Source organism: Phenylobacterium sp. (assembly GCF_044358365.1).
GTDB lineage: Bacteria > Pseudomonadota > Alphaproteobacteria > Caulobacterales > Caulobacteraceae > Phenylobacterium.
Genome location: NZ_JBIKNZ010000085.1, coordinates 1 through 12,850, shown reverse-complemented (window position 1 = coordinate 12,850; position 12,850 = coordinate 1). Strand labels below are relative to the sequence as shown.

17 protein-coding genes and 1 pseudogene are annotated in these 12,850 nt (G+C 64.6%); 17 read left to right on the top strand and 1 reads right to left on the bottom strand.

The features are described 5' to 3' along the window. From ACIQ3B_RS16445 to ACIQ3B_RS16375, 15 genes and pseudogenes are all read left to right on the top strand, one after another. A pseudogene (locus ACIQ3B_RS16445) lies at positions 1-110 on the top strand (IS630 family transposase); the annotation flags it as partial. A gap of 24 nt (positions 111-134) precedes the next feature. Further along, complete coding sequence (locus ACIQ3B_RS16440; protein WP_397404480.1) at positions 135-554, top strand: hypothetical protein; 420 nt, start codon at positions 135-137, stop codon at positions 552-554. 92 nt (positions 555-646) lie between these two features. Then, entirely contained in the window at positions 647-1,231 is a 585-nt protein-coding gene (locus ACIQ3B_RS16435) for a GNAT family N-acetyltransferase (RefSeq protein WP_397404479.1), read from the top strand. A gap of 85 nt (positions 1,232-1,316) precedes the next feature. Then, positions 1,317-1,820 carry a hypothetical protein gene (locus tag ACIQ3B_RS16430; protein WP_397404477.1) on the top strand — a complete coding sequence of 168 codons (504 nt, stop codon included), beginning with the start codon at positions 1,317-1,319 and terminating at the stop codon, positions 1,818-1,820. Then, entirely contained in the window at positions 1,817-3,199 is a 1,383-nt protein-coding gene (locus ACIQ3B_RS16425) for a hypothetical protein (RefSeq protein ID WP_397404475.1), read from the top strand. The genes ACIQ3B_RS16430 and ACIQ3B_RS16425 overlap by 4 nt, the downstream gene beginning before the upstream one ends. A gap of 290 nt (positions 3,200-3,489) precedes the next feature. After that, positions 3,490-4,008 carry a hypothetical protein gene (locus ACIQ3B_RS16420; protein ID WP_397404472.1) on the top strand — a complete coding sequence of 173 codons (519 nt, stop codon included), beginning with the start codon at positions 3,490-3,492 and terminating at the stop codon, positions 4,006-4,008. 3 nt (positions 4,009-4,011) lie between these two features. Then, entirely contained in the window at positions 4,012-4,395 is a 384-nt protein-coding gene (locus ACIQ3B_RS16415; protein ID WP_397404470.1) for a BlaI/MecI/CopY family transcriptional regulator, read from the top strand. 208 nt (positions 4,396-4,603) lie between these two features. Continuing rightward, positions 4,604-5,314, top strand: coding sequence for a hypothetical protein (locus ACIQ3B_RS16410; protein ID WP_397404468.1), 711 nt, complete (start codon positions 4,604-4,606; stop codon positions 5,312-5,314). A gap of 59 nt (positions 5,315-5,373) precedes the next feature. Then, positions 5,374-5,832 (top strand): hypothetical protein, encoded by a 459-nt coding sequence (locus ACIQ3B_RS16405; protein ID WP_397404466.1) that lies wholly within the window; start codon positions 5,374-5,376, stop codon positions 5,830-5,832. A gap of 229 nt (positions 5,833-6,061) precedes the next feature. Beyond that, a complete protein-coding gene (locus ACIQ3B_RS16400) occupies positions 6,062-6,922 on the top strand; it encodes a hypothetical protein (RefSeq protein WP_397404464.1) in 861 nt (286 codons plus the stop codon). Positions 6,923-7,617: 695 nt separating this feature from the next. Then, positions 7,618-7,872 (top strand): hypothetical protein, encoded by a 255-nt coding sequence (locus tag ACIQ3B_RS16395; protein WP_397404462.1) that lies wholly within the window; start codon positions 7,618-7,620, stop codon positions 7,870-7,872. 117 nt (positions 7,873-7,989) lie between these two features. Beyond that, positions 7,990-8,382, top strand: a complete 393-nt coding sequence (locus ACIQ3B_RS16390; protein ID WP_397404460.1) for a hypothetical protein — start codon at positions 7,990-7,992, stop codon at positions 8,380-8,382. A gap of 239 nt (positions 8,383-8,621) precedes the next feature. Further along, complete coding sequence (locus ACIQ3B_RS16385; RefSeq protein WP_397404458.1) at positions 8,622-10,499, top strand: portal protein; 1,878 nt, start codon at positions 8,622-8,624, stop codon at positions 10,497-10,499. Between the two features lie 79 nt (positions 10,500-10,578). After that, entirely contained in the window at positions 10,579-11,322 is a 744-nt protein-coding gene (locus ACIQ3B_RS16380) for a hypothetical protein (RefSeq protein WP_397404456.1), read from the top strand. Next, positions 11,319-11,642 (top strand): hypothetical protein, encoded by a 324-nt coding sequence (locus tag ACIQ3B_RS16375; protein ID WP_397404454.1) that lies wholly within the window; start codon positions 11,319-11,321, stop codon positions 11,640-11,642. The genes ACIQ3B_RS16380 and ACIQ3B_RS16375 overlap by 4 nt, the downstream gene beginning before the upstream one ends. A 20-nt stretch (positions 11,643-11,662) precedes the next feature. On the opposite strand, the gene ACIQ3B_RS16370 is transcribed toward ACIQ3B_RS16375, so the two are convergent. Then, complete coding sequence (locus ACIQ3B_RS16370; protein ID WP_397404452.1) at positions 11,663-11,881, bottom strand: hypothetical protein; 219 nt, start codon at positions 11,879-11,881, stop codon at positions 11,663-11,665. Positions 11,882-12,046: 165 nt separating this feature from the next. Here ACIQ3B_RS16370 and ACIQ3B_RS16365 point away from each other — a divergent pair, with 165 nt between their 5' ends. Next, positions 12,047-12,454, top strand: coding sequence for a hypothetical protein (locus ACIQ3B_RS16365; RefSeq protein ID WP_397404450.1), 408 nt, complete (start codon positions 12,047-12,049; stop codon positions 12,452-12,454). A 79-nt stretch (positions 12,455-12,533) separates the two neighbouring features. Then, on the top strand, positions 12,534-12,850 hold a 317-nt coding region (locus ACIQ3B_RS16360; protein WP_397404448.1), incomplete at its 3' end, for a hypothetical protein.

The window sequence follows — 12,850 nt, the reverse complement described above, 5'->3', positions numbered from 1 at the left end:
GCGCCCGAACCTTCGATGCCCTCTGGCAAGCCGTCGGCAGCATCTGCGACCTCTACGATCCCGATGAATGCTGGAATTTCTTCAAGGCCGCCGGATATACGTCACATTAAACGCACGATGCTCTAGATTCGCGCATGGCGCATATGCGCAAGGGAGCTGGTCTCGACTACTCGGTGGCCGTCAGCTATCTCAGTTTCATCTTTGGCAACCCCGACGGACGACTGCTTAAGCGCCTGATCGAAGCGCCGCTGTTCGCGGACTCGGGCCTTACTGCGGGCCTTCAGATAGCTGATATCGTGGCGGCGCTGGTCTACACAAACACCTATCGTGAAAAGTTGGCGCCGGCTGGAGCGGATTCGCCGCGCGGCTATCTGGACTATCGCCATACGAAGCGCTTCTACCCGCCACTAAAGAAGCTGGTCTTCGAAAGCCAGCAGTCCTTCGGCGGTGCACCCATGTTCGGACTGCGAACCTTGGATCATCGGGATGGTGTCGCCCACGACAAGGATCTTGAGGTGCTGGGGAAGCAGTTCAGAACTAGGCCGAAGCGATAAGAGACAACTTTCTGCGCATCTGGCCTATCTGTAGGACCTGTACCAGCCGGTGCAGAACCTGTTGACCATCGGATCGTCGTGAGGGGTTTGGCATGACCTATGAGGTTCGGGTGGCCGAGGTGTCGGAGACCGACACGGTGATCAACACGCTGACGCTGGCGTTTGCGACGGATCCGCCGGTGCGCTGGTTGTTGCCGACGCCGGACGCGTTTCTGGCCGGGTTCCCGGGGTTTGCGCGGGCCATGGGCGGGCCGGGGATGGCGGAAGGCTGCGGCTATCTGGCCGAGGGCGGGGCGGCTGCGGCGCTATGGTTGCCGCCGGGCGTAAGTTCGGACAGCGAGGCGATGGCGGCCGCGATCGGGCCGCATCTGACGGAGGCCACAGGCGCCGTGGTGGGCGAGGTGAGCGCGGCGATGTCGGGCTATCATCCGCATGAGCCGCACTGGTACCTGGCCTTCGTCGGCGTGGATCCCGTGCGGCAGGGGCTGGGGCTGGGCTCGGCGCTGCTGAAGGCGGGGCTGAAGCGCTGTGATGAGGATGGCGTGATCGCCTATCTGGAGAGCTCGAGCCCCCGGAACATCCCGCTTTATGAGCGGTTCGGGTTTGAGGTGATCGGGGTGGTGCAGCCGGGGGACTTCCCGCCGGTGTACCCGATGCTGCGGGCCGCACGAGGCTAAACGGCCCGGCCTGGCCCGATCCCCGGTTCGGCGTGGCTGAGGCCCGCTGACCGGGGCTGACAACATTTCATGGAAGGAGAACGACATGGCGGAGACGCCTGAGCGGCGCGTGCGCGCGCCTGAAACCCGGAAGCGCGCGGTACGGCCGAGACGGAAGTCGGTGAGATACTGCGAGGCGCTTGTGGACGAGATCTGCGCGCGGATGGCGGTGGGGGAGACCTGGCTGGCCATCAGCCAGGACGCGCACATGCCGTCCTACACGGCGCTGTACCAGTGGCGGAAGACCAAGCCGGGGGTGGATCAGAAGGTCGAGGCTGCCCGGCTGATGGGCGCCGACGCGCTGGTCGATGAGGTGCTCGAGACGGCGCGGGCGGTGACGCCGGCCACGCTCGGCCCCGCGAAGGTGCATATCCAGGGCCTGCAGTGGGCGGCAGGGCGGGCCTCGCCGGCGCGCTATGGGTCCAGGGCCGGAACGCCCGCGCCGCCCGGCAAGGTGGAACTGCACATCCGGGTGCGGCGGTACGAGAAGCTGTACGACGACGAGGGGCGGGCGTTCCTGCGGGAGATCCTGCTGGAGGGAGAGCAGTGACGGAGGTTCCGGAGCCTGAAATCGAGACCGAAACGACACCCCCCACACCGATGATGCGTGTGCCGGTGAAATGGGAGCCGCGTCCCTATCAGCACGAACTGTGGGAGGCGCTGTGCAAGGGGAAACTGCGGGCCGATGTGGCGGCGCACCGACGGTGGGGCAAGGATGAGGTGGCGCTGCACTGGGCGGCCTGGGCGGTGCAGGATCGGCCGGGCGGCTACTGGCACCTGCTGCCGCAGGCGGCGCAGGGACGCAAGGCCATCTGGGACGCGGTCAATCCGCACACCGGGCTGCGGCGGATCGAGGAGGCGTTCGGCGAACACCTCAGCCCCACCTTCCACGACAGCGAGATGAAGGTGACCTTCGCCAATGGCTCGACCTGGCAGGTGCTGGGGTCGGACAACCACGACAGCCTGATGGGCGCCTCGGTGGTGGGCGTGGTGTTTTCGGAGTGGTCGCTGGCGCATCCGGAGTCCTGGGCCTACATCCGGCCAATTCTGTTGGAAAATCAGGGATGGGCGCTGTTTCTGTGGACGCCGCGCGGGCGAAACCATGCCACGCAGGCGTTCGAGAGCCGGCAAAACGACGAGGAGTGGTTCACCCTGCGCGCCTCCGCCGCAAACACCGAGGTGTTCACGCCGGAGCAACTGGAGCGGGAGCGGCGCGAACTGGTGGCGGAGCTGGGATCCGAGGCGGAGGGCCGCGCGAAGTTTGCGTCGGAGTATCTGGTGGATTTCGACGCCGCAGCGCCCGGCGCCTACTATGCCGAGGCGCTGAGCGAGGCGCGGGAGGCGGGGCGGGTGGCCAATGTGCCGGTGGACCCCGCGCTGACGGTGGACACCGCCTGGGACCTGGGCATCGATGACTATACGGCGATCTGGTACTTCCAGCAGACCGGGCGCGAGATCCGCGTGGTGGACTACTACGAGACCCACGGGGTGGGGCTGGACACGGTGGTGCGCGAGGCGATTGCGGCCAAGCCCTATCTGTGGGGCGTTCATCACCTGCCGCATGACGTGATGGTGCGGGAGTTCACCACCGGGCGCTCGCGCTATGACGCCCTGGGCGGGATGGGGCTGTCGCGGATCGTGGTAGGCAGCCGGGCCGACCCGGAGGAGCGCGTGAACGCCGCGCGCCTGATGATCCCCATGTGCTGGTTCGACAAGGGCCGTTGCGCCGCGGGGCTGGAGCGGCTGAGCGCCTATCGCAAGCGCTGGAACCGGGCGACCCACAGCTATGCCGGCCCGCTGCATGACGGGGCCAGCCATGGGGCCGACGCCTTCGGCGAGTTTGCGCTGAACCGCCGCGGCGTGACGGCGGGGCGGCCGGCTGCAGCCCGGCAGGCCTTTCGCCCGCAGACACAGTCCTGGATGGGCTGAGCCTCGCGTTAATCGACCGGCTGAACAGGGCGTTAGGCGTGTTTTGTTAGAAAGGCGGTCGGGGACGCTGCGGGTGGAGGCCGTGCATGTCTGACCTGTTGAAACAATGTGTCGAGATCATGATGGACAGGCCGCTGGCCACCGCAGGCTGCGCGATCGCCGTGCTCCTCTATGTGCAGCTGATGGCCGGACCGCGGGCGCGGTGAGGCGGGAGTCTTCCGGGTTGACAGAATAAATTACGACTGTAGTCATTGATTGCTACATTCGTAATAATCAACCGGGAGGCTGTGATGGCGGTAAAGGCGTTCAAGAGCTTTGTGGCGGCGGGCGCGATGGCGCTCTGGAGCGGCGCGGCGGCAGCGGAGGTTGTCGCGAGCGGCCCTGCCAAGGATTACACGGTGGTTCCGGTGTCCGAGCGGTTGACGATCGGCGCCGTGTTCGCCGACGCCTCGATTGAGATGCAACTCGCCTTTGTGATCCTTCTGGTCTCGACCATCGCCAGCCTGGCTATATGGGCGCTGAGCCTGCCTAAATTGGGTGCGGCGGACGCCAAGGGGCTGGCCGGCGCGCTGGGGCGTCTGCGGATCGTGCGGTCGGGCGCGACCCCGCTTGGTGTTCTGGCGGCGAGCTATGTGCTGTTCAACGGATTTCTGGGGATCGCCAATGTGCAACCCGCGCCGACGCTGACGGTGCTGGCGCCAGGCTTTGCCGAGGCGGCGATGGCCGTGATGCTGGGGCTGCTGGCGACGTTTGTGGCGGTGGTGTGCGAGCGCCATCTCGAGGGCCGGATCCGGCGCGCTGCGGCCTGAGGCATGGCTGACGCCCGGATATCTGCGGCGGAGAGCCAGGTGATGGGTGTGGCGTGGGCGGCGGACGGCGCCGGGGTCGAGGAGATCCTGGCCGCCGTCGGCCCGGTCAACGGCTGGAGTGAGTCCACCGTCCGCACGCTGATCCATCGCCTGATCCGCAAGGGCGCACTGGCGTCGGAGCGGCGGCGCGGGCGGACGGTCTATGCGCCACGGCTGAGCCGCGAAGCCTGGCTGACGTCGGAAGGGCAGGGCATGCTGGACCGGCTGTTTGACGGGCGACTGACAGGGCTGGTGGCGCACCTGACGCGCGAACGGGCGGTGGCGCCGGAGGACCTGGCGCGGCTGAAGCGGCTGGTGGCGGAACTGGATGCCGAGGACGAGGATTGAGCGGCGCCGCCGGCCGCCGCCGCAGATGTTCACGTTTTGTCTTGACATCGCCGCGCAATTTCGGTAGGATTTTGTCAGCGTCAGGGAGTGCGCCTCCGAGGGTTTCGCGGTTGCGGGGCTGAGGCCGGGGCTGCCTGCGTTTTCAGTCGAACTGACGCATGGCAGGCGATGCCGGGCGCGTCACAAACTCACATTCCAGGAGATCAAGATGGCTGCGATGCCTCGCGGTGAGCCACGTACTGTGCCCGATCCGGCGGGTGAGCTTTACAATCGGGAGATGGCGAAGGTCAGGGCGAAGCGCCTTGCCGCAGAGCAACAGACGGCTGCGTCGCCGCTGGACCAGGTGGCGGGCGCGTTCAAGGAATTTCAGGAAGGATCTGACATTCCGCGTCCCACGACGGCGCAGACGTTCATTCCGGTGGTCGGGCCGGCGTGGGAGGCTGTCGGCAACATTCAGGATGGTGAGTACGGAAAGGCCGCATTCAACGGTGCGATGATGGTGGCCGACGCCTTGCCCTTCTGGGTGGCTGTGAAAGGTGCGCGGTCGCTGTCGAAGGGTATCGGTATCCTGAAAAAAGGTTCTGTGACGGCGAATGCCGCGCAGAAGGCGATCAAGCGGGCTGGCCTCACCGGGCCGGGCCTGGAGGTGCACCACACGATTCCCCTCAAGGGGCTTGGAAGGACCGTTCAGGATCCGCGCAACCACTACGCCCTGCTTAAAGTCATGCCGAAGGAACAGCACCGAAGGCTGACCGGCAGCTGGGCGGGAAAGCCGAAATATGGGCCGCTCGGACAGGTCTGGTACGGTACGACCGACTGGATGAAGGCCATTCCGACCGGCGTCGGCGGGTATCTGCTCGACACCGGGCAGAACGTCATCCAGCCCTCCCGTCCGGGGGCGCCGCCGCCGCGAAAATGACCTTGCGCTAGGGTTGAGTGCTGATTATCGTTCTTCATATGTTCATGTGGAGGCGAAGCATGCGGACGGGCGAGATCGACTGGAAGTACCCTATTCTCGGGTTCACGCCGGATGGGGATATCTGGGGGTTTCCCGACATTGAGGCGTTGACGGTTTGTGGGCCGAAGACGCTGAAGGACAATATGCAGGCCGATATGGAACTGGTGGACGCGAACGGGAACTGCTGGCGCGTACTGTCGGTACGTCGGACCGGGGCTGCGGACACGTTGCTGCAACGCCTGATGTTTCTTGGCAAACGCCTGTGGCGGATTGAGCATGAACTGGTGGCGCTGCCGGCCGTTGGATTGGCCGAGACACTGGTGCGGGTTTGCAAGGGTATGGAGGCGAACCCGGGCTACTGGAGCGATGATGATCAGGTGAGCGACGACCTACGGGCGCTCCAGGCCCAGGTCCGTGCAGTCACGTCTTTTGCGGGCATCCATGAGGTGCTGGGGCTGGACTGGTTCGCGGACTATTGAGGCGGGCTGCAAACGGTTTCGCTGGGCCGGTTGGTGACTAAGGGCGCGTCGGAGGAATTGGTTCCCGTATTTTTGTTCACGTTTTGTCTTGACATCATCGCGCAATTTCGGTAGGATTTTGTCAGCGTCAGGGAGTGCGCCTCCGGAGGCTCTGCGGTTGCGGGGCTGAGGCCGGGGGTGCGGCGCAGTTAGCGTCCGACCGTTCAAGTCTGAGTTCGGAGAGCCTGAGATGTTTGAGGGCCTGAGCGCGCGGACCCGAGCCGCGTTGAAGCATGGCGCGGAGGGCGCGGCGCGCTTGCGTGGTGAGTGGTTGGAGGCGGGGCGGCAGGTTTATCACGATGCGATCCGTGAGGGTCGGCAGGTGGCCGCGAGCAGCGAGCGTGAGCTCGAGGCGTTGGGGCGCGATGCGATGGCCCGGGCGGCCAGACTGAAGGCCCAGCTGCAGGGTGGCGTTCGAGCCGCGAACGCGGCGTTGGAGGGTGCGCGGACGCGTGGGGTAGGCGCGGCCAAGGATCTGAACACGACCGTGCGAAGGGCGGGCGCCGCCACCGCGCGGACCTTGAGCGACATGGGCGCGCAGGTCTCGACCGGGCAGACCATCGAGCGAGACGTCATCGGGCCGCCGAGCGCGGACATCGCCGGCAAGGTCTGGAGTGCGCCGAACACCCTGATCGGGCTCGGCTACGGCGCAGTGGGTCATGTGGTGGGCCTGACGAGAGACGATAAGCCCTATGTGACCATCGGCGATAATGCGATCCAGTTCCGGAACAACCCGTTGGGTGGCGAGGGTGCGATCACGCTCGGCAATACGACCACATACGAAGGCGATCCGGCGGGTCCCGACCCTGGGTGGGCCCGTTTCAGGCAGAAACATGGCGTACCGGTCCAGGAGCGTGAGCGCCAGCACACCTTGCAGGCGCAGCAGCTGGGGCCGCTATACCTGCCATCGAACGTTCTCGGGGGCGGGCTTGCGCTGTTGCGTGATCGGGATGGCAAGGGAAAGCCAGAGTGGCATGGGCCGAGCAACTGGAATGAGTGGGGTCCATACGAAACCCCGCCTCGTCCGTGGCCAAGGAGACTTGGGCGATGATCGGGGCTGGCCGCACGCTGGTCTCGATATGTCTCGTTCTCGTGCTGAGCCTCGCGGCCTGCAGCGTGTCCCCAGCAGTTGTGATCTATAACAGAACGGCCGGTGAGATTGTCGTTCATAGAATGCCTAACAGTGTAGATCGTCAGAACTCCATTGACGTTTTGATAACCGTGAAATCCGGTAGAACGCAGACGATCAAAGACATGTATATCCGTAAGCGTCATCTGACTGTAACAGTGGGGGATTGCACCTATTTTTACTATATGGACGATAGATTCTACCAACTTGCGGACTATTATTCTTTTCCTGTCCCGATTGAATTTATGCCCGACATGACGCTTTACCCGCTGCCGTACCAGAATGGTGAGCCAGACCGGGTGCCCAGGGCGAAGTTGGGATTTCCACGGCCCCCAACGGCGAAGCGGTGCGTTCCGGCGAACAAATAGACCGGCCCGGTTGTTCACGTTTTGTATTAACATCGCCGCGCAATTTCGGTAGGTTTTTGTCAGCGTCAGGGATTGCGCCTTCGGAGGCCTCGCGGTTGCGGGGCTGAGGTTGGGGTGGGGGTGCGGCGCGCGCCTGGAGTTCCAGCTTTTCCACTCGTAACGGCTCGCCTCGCGGGCTGCGGTTTCACTCGCCGGGCTCGCGTCAGCCGAGGCGCCGGTCGCGATGTATGGGCACGTGGGAGCCTGAGATTGAACGGCAGGCCGTTCCCGCTGCCCGTCGGCGCCTCGGGCCTGCTTGAGCCGCCGACCGGGCGGGCCGAGGTCACGGTCTCCGGCGTCAAAGGTCGCGGCATCGGACTGCCAGGCCGCATCCGCATCTACACGACGCCGAGTGGTGAGCTTGATTTTGACCTGCCTGGGCCGGTGAAGGTGGGACCCTTTCCAATACTGGATAGAGGAACGTATGTGATCGGCACACCCGACACACCGAAGGCGCGCCGATGAGTTCTGTGTTTGTTCTTGTTCATGTCGAGGGATTGGGCTAAGCAATCCAGGCGTGGGCAAGAGGTCACGGCTATGCCGATATGGGTGCTGAGGGTTTCCTGGTTGGCCCTACTGTTGATGATCCCGATTTATATCGCGCTGATGATCGCAGACTATCGCTACTACGCCGCTCCGGCGGTTCCGACGGCTTTGCTCTTTCTCATCCTCTTTTATCTGCCCTGGTGGTTGGGTTGGCTGCCCCTGCTTGGGTTCTGGCTGTTGGTCCGCGCCAGGATCCGGGGCGGAGGGCGGTGGGCATGGCGGTGGGCCTGTGGCGGGGTGCTGGTGTTGAGTCACCTCCTGGGTGTTGGATCGCAGATTCATGTGTCCCTGACCGAGGTCGTAGACCCTGAGGCCTTGAACATCTCCACCCCCTATCCGGTTTACAGCTCTATCCTGGTCACCCTGGCCCTTGTGCCGATGGTGCTGCTGGCGTTCGGGCGACGTGTCGACCTGGATCCCGCGCCATAGTCATCGCGGGTCAACACATGTTCACGTTTTGTCTTGACATCGCCGCGCAATTTCGGTAGGATTTTGTCAGCGTCAGGGAGTGCGCCTTCGGAGGCCTCGCGGTTGCGGGGCTGAGGCCGGGGCAAGCGGCGACCTGCATCCAGGCTTTCAGTTTTTTCAGTCGTGGCGGCTCGCATTGCGGGCGGCTGTTTCACTCGCCGGGCTCGCGTCAGGCGGGTCCTTTACCATGGGGTGTGCCCTTGTCCGATGATGATATTCTTGAGGAAGCCCGCGAGGCGTTCGAGCTGGCGGCGGAGGCCGAGGCGGAGAACCGGCGCGAGGCGCTGGATGACCTGCGGTTTGCGCGGCTGGGCGAGCAGTGGCCGGAGGCGGTGCGGCGCGCGCGGGATCTGGAAGGGCGACCCAGCCTGACCATCAACCGGCTGCCGGCGTTCATCCGCCAGGTGGTCAATGACGCGCGCCAGAACAAGCCGGCGATCGCGGTGCATCCCGTCGACGACGGGGCGGATCCGGAGACGGCGGAGGTGTTCAACGGCCTGATCCGCCACATCGAGCAGTCGAGCGATGCGGAGGTGGCCTATGACACCGCGCTGGATTTCGCGGTGACCTGCGGGGTGGGGTATTTCCGGATCAACACCCGCTATGCCGCCGACGATGGCTTTGACCAGGATATCGTGGTCGAGCGCGTGGCCAACCCGTTCGGGGTGTATGGCGATCCGGAGTCGACGGCGGCTGACAGCGGCGACTGGAACACTGCGTTTGTGGTGGACAGCCTGCCGCGCCGGGTCTTCGAGGGTCGGTGGAAGGGCGCTGATCCGGTGGACTGGAGCGGCGATGGGCCGCGGTCGGCCGTGGGCGTCGGGGTGAGCGGCGAGCGGGTGGCGGTCGCCGAATACTGGCGGCGCGACCGGGTGATGCGCACGATCCTGGCGCTGTCGGACGGCCAGGTGGTCGAAGAGGCGATCTATCGCGCACAGAAGGCGATGTTCGATGCGCTGGGCGTGACGGTGGTGGGACGGCCCCGACAGGTGGCGAGCCACAGGGTGACGCAGCGAATTCTGAGCGGGGCGCAGGTGCTGGAGACCGTGGACTGGGCCGGGCGGTTCATCCCGATCGTGCCGGTGTACGGTGAGGAACTGATGGTGGACGGGCGCCGGCGGCTACGCAGCCTGGTGCGGGACGCCAAGGATCCGCAGCGGATGTTCAACTACTGGCGTACCACGTCGACGGAACTGGTGGCGCTGGCGCCCAAGGCGCCGTTCATCGGTCGCACGGGGGCGTTCGAGACGGACTCGGCAAAATGGGCGACGGCCAATGTGCAGAGCCACGCCTACATCGAATATGACGGCCCCGAGCCGCCGATGCGACAGGGGTTTGCCGGCGTGCCGGCCGGAGCGCTGCAGGAGGCGTTGAACGCCTCGGACGACATGAAGTCGATCATGGGGCTGCATGACGCCAGCCTGGGGGCGCGGTCGAACGAGACCTCGGGCCGGGCGATCATGGCTCGGCAGCGAGAGGGGGATGTGTCCACCTTCCACTACATCGACAATCTGAGCCGGGCGATCCGGCATGCGGGGCGGATCCTCATCGACCTGATCCCGAAGGTGTACGCAACCTCTCGGGTGGTGCGTGTGCTGGGGCCGGACGGGTCGGCGAAAGCGGTCGGCGTCGGGCCGGGGGGCGCCGATCCGGCGGGGTCGCTGCGCAAGGTCGAGAAGATCTACGATCTGGCGGCGGGCAAGTATGACCTGACGGTGCGGTCCGGACCCAGCTTCACCAGCCGGCGTGAGGAGGCGGCGACGCAGATGATCGAGCTGATCCGGGCCTATCCGGCGGCGGCGCCGGTGGTGGGCGATCTGCTGGCGCGGAACCTGGATTGGCCCGGAGCTGACGAGATCGCCGGGCGACTGGCGGCGTTGGTTCCGCCACAGGCCAGGGGCGCGGCGCCGGAGGTGGAGGCGGCCAAGGCGCAGTTGGGCCAGTTGGCCCAGGCGCTGGCGGCGGCGAAGGCCGAGATCGCCGGGCTGAAACAGGACCGGGCGCATGAGGCCCGGAAGCTGGAGATCGAGGCTTTCGAGGCCGAAACGAACCGGATGCGGGCCACGGGCGCGCGCTGACTTTTCCGCTTGATGTTCCTGATTGGTTCTGATGGAGTAGACGATGCCCGCCCAAGATCTTCGACGGTTCGGATTTCCCATGCCTAAGCCAAAGCCGGTTCAGCGAGAGCGCCCTTCGGTCTTTGATCGCGTCGGCGCGTTGCCCCTGCCGGCCAGGCCCGATGAGAGCTCGATGTTCTCCAGGTGGCCGGTCGAGGTTCCGGAAGCCCAACGTGGTACGGATATCTTCATAGGCGGGTTTCTGGATGACAAGGAAACGGGCGTCTCCGGCGCTCTGCGACAGTACAAGGATGCCTACGCCAAAGAGACGGGGCGACGTGTCGCGTACTTCCCGAACGCCAGGACGGGCGAGGTTGTCGAGGCCATTCGGGCCGCCAACCGCCTTGGAGGTCCGGTGAACGTCGTCGGCCACAGCTACGGTGGGCCGGATGCGTTCAACGCCACCGTAAGGGCCGGACGTGAAGGCTTGAGGGTCGACAACCTGGTCACCGTTGATCCCGTGACCGCCTTCCGGGCTGCGCCCGAGCGGGGGCGACCCTTGGGGGTTTGGACGAATGTGAAAGCAGCGCCGGCCGCGCCGGACCTGTCTGACTGGATCACCAACCGTGGGATCTTCTCATCGAACCCTTCGCGACTGCCGGTTGACGAGGCCACTGCGCAAAACAGCGTGGCCGGTAGTCACAAGAATGTGGATCTGATGATGCGGGAGGGCGGGGGCCGCGAGGCTCTGGATGCGAGTCGACGGCCGAAGGCCGACATACTGAGCGACACGCAGCCCATGGGGGCGTGGACGAAAACCTGGACCGAGGGTGCACGCCGATGAATGAAGGCCTGTGGTTTTCCATCGTTCTCATCGGTACCTGTATGATCTTGTCGATCCCTGGACTGATTATCGCGTTCAAGAAGCATGCGTGGTATGGTATTTCGGTAAATTCAACCATCTTTGTATTCTTCGGTATTATTGCTGTCTGGGTTCCTCTATTTCAAAATATAGTAGATTATGGACAGATAATTCCGGATGTCACAGATAGACATGATTCCAGGTACAACCTGATTGGCGTCATCTTTCTGGGGCCCTACTGGATGATCTTTCAAGTGATCACTATCCCGTTGGCAGCGCTGATCAGGCGCCGCCGAGTTTGAAGGGCTCAAGGGTCGGCGCCTTAGGGTTTCCCCGAACCCTCCCCGACCGCTGGCGCAAACATATCCACCGTCTCGCCCGAATTTGCGCGTTTGGGCAATTCGATGGCGGCGTAGACCGCTGTAGCCGCGAACGGCTGACCAAGGACCAAGCCCAGTAGCGGGATGATGGAAGCATTCTTTCGGGGGAACCAGTTTACCGAGGCCAGTCCGATGGCGAGTCCGCCATAGATCGCCACCAAGGCGATGTCCAACGTGGGATGGGCGAGATTTCCAACCGGGTGAAGACGTGCGAGGCCCAGATCACCCTGCGCGCATTGAACGAATTCCGGATCTACACGCGACAGCCCCAGGGCCGCGAACGTTTCTGACCGCCCGAACGGGCATTCCCAAACCAAAGGACGACCATGGAACATGACGACGCCTATCTGGCGGGCGAGTATGACCTGACGGTGCGGTCCGGACCCAGCTTCACCAGCCGGCGTGAGGAGGCGGCGACGCAGATGATCGAGCTGATCCGGGCCTATCCGGCGGCGGCGCCGGTGGTGGGCGATCTGCTGGCGCGGAACCTGGATTGGCCCGGAGCCGACGAGATCGCCGGGCGACTGGCGGCGTTGGTTCCGCCACAGGCCAAGGGCGCGGCGCCGGAGGTGGAGGCGGCCAGGGCGCAGTTGGGCCAGATGGCCCAGGCGCTGGCGGCGGCGAAGGCCGAGATCGCCGGGCTGAAACAGGACCGGGCGCATGAGGCCCGGAAGCTGGAGATCGAAGCTTTCGAGGCGGAGACGAACCGGATGCGCGCCACGGGTGCGCGCTGAGTTTTTCGCTTGATGTTCCTTATTTGTTCTGATGAAGTAGGTGATGCCAGCACAAGATTTTCGACGGTTCGGATTTCCAATGCCAAAACCAAAGCCGGTTCAGCGAGAGCGCCCCTCGGTCTTTGATCGCCTTGGCGCGCTGCCGCTACCGTCGAAGCCCGATGAACGTCGGAGTTTCGCCAAGTGGCCTCCCGAGATCCCGGAATCGCAGCGCGGCACGGATATCTTCATCGGCGGATTTGGGGACGATAAGGACACCGACTTCACCGGAGCATTGCGCCAGTACAAGGACGCCTATGCTCTAGGCTCAGGACTCATTGATCATAGCCAGAAGATGACGGTGGCAGCGAGAGCGATGGCGGACATGAAGGTGTGTGCGCATCGGTCGTATCGGGT

Coding starts and splice junctions, on each gene's coding strand:
- ACIQ3B_RS16405 (WP_397404466.1), top strand. CDS start 5,374: ATGCGGACGGGCGAGATCGACTGGAAGTACCCTATTCTCGGGTTCACG.
- ACIQ3B_RS16440 (WP_397404480.1), top strand. CDS start 135: ATGGCGCATATGCGCAAGGGAGCTGGTCTCGACTACTCGGTGGCCGTC.
- ACIQ3B_RS16410 (WP_397404468.1), top strand. CDS start 4,604: ATGGCTGCGATGCCTCGCGGTGAGCCACGTACTGTGCCCGATCCGGCG.
- ACIQ3B_RS16420 (WP_397404472.1), top strand. CDS start 3,490: ATGGCGGTAAAGGCGTTCAAGAGCTTTGTGGCGGCGGGCGCGATGGCG.
- ACIQ3B_RS16380 (WP_397404456.1), top strand. CDS start 10,579: ATGCCTAAGCCAAAGCCGGTTCAGCGAGAGCGCCCTTCGGTCTTTGAT.
- ACIQ3B_RS16390 (WP_397404460.1), top strand. CDS start 7,990: ATGATCCCGATTTATATCGCGCTGATGATCGCAGACTATCGCTACTAC.
- ACIQ3B_RS16400 (WP_397404464.1), top strand. CDS start 6,062: ATGTTTGAGGGCCTGAGCGCGCGGACCCGAGCCGCGTTGAAGCATGGC.
- ACIQ3B_RS16415 (WP_397404470.1), top strand. CDS start 4,012: ATGGCTGACGCCCGGATATCTGCGGCGGAGAGCCAGGTGATGGGTGTG.
- ACIQ3B_RS16365 (WP_397404450.1), top strand. CDS start 12,047: ATGGAACATGACGACGCCTATCTGGCGGGCGAGTATGACCTGACGGTG.
- ACIQ3B_RS16435 (WP_397404479.1), top strand. CDS start 647: ATGACCTATGAGGTTCGGGTGGCCGAGGTGTCGGAGACCGACACGGTG.
- ACIQ3B_RS16430 (WP_397404477.1), top strand. CDS start 1,317: ATGGCGGAGACGCCTGAGCGGCGCGTGCGCGCGCCTGAAACCCGGAAG.
- ACIQ3B_RS16375 (WP_397404454.1), top strand. CDS start 11,319: ATGAATGAAGGCCTGTGGTTTTCCATCGTTCTCATCGGTACCTGTATG.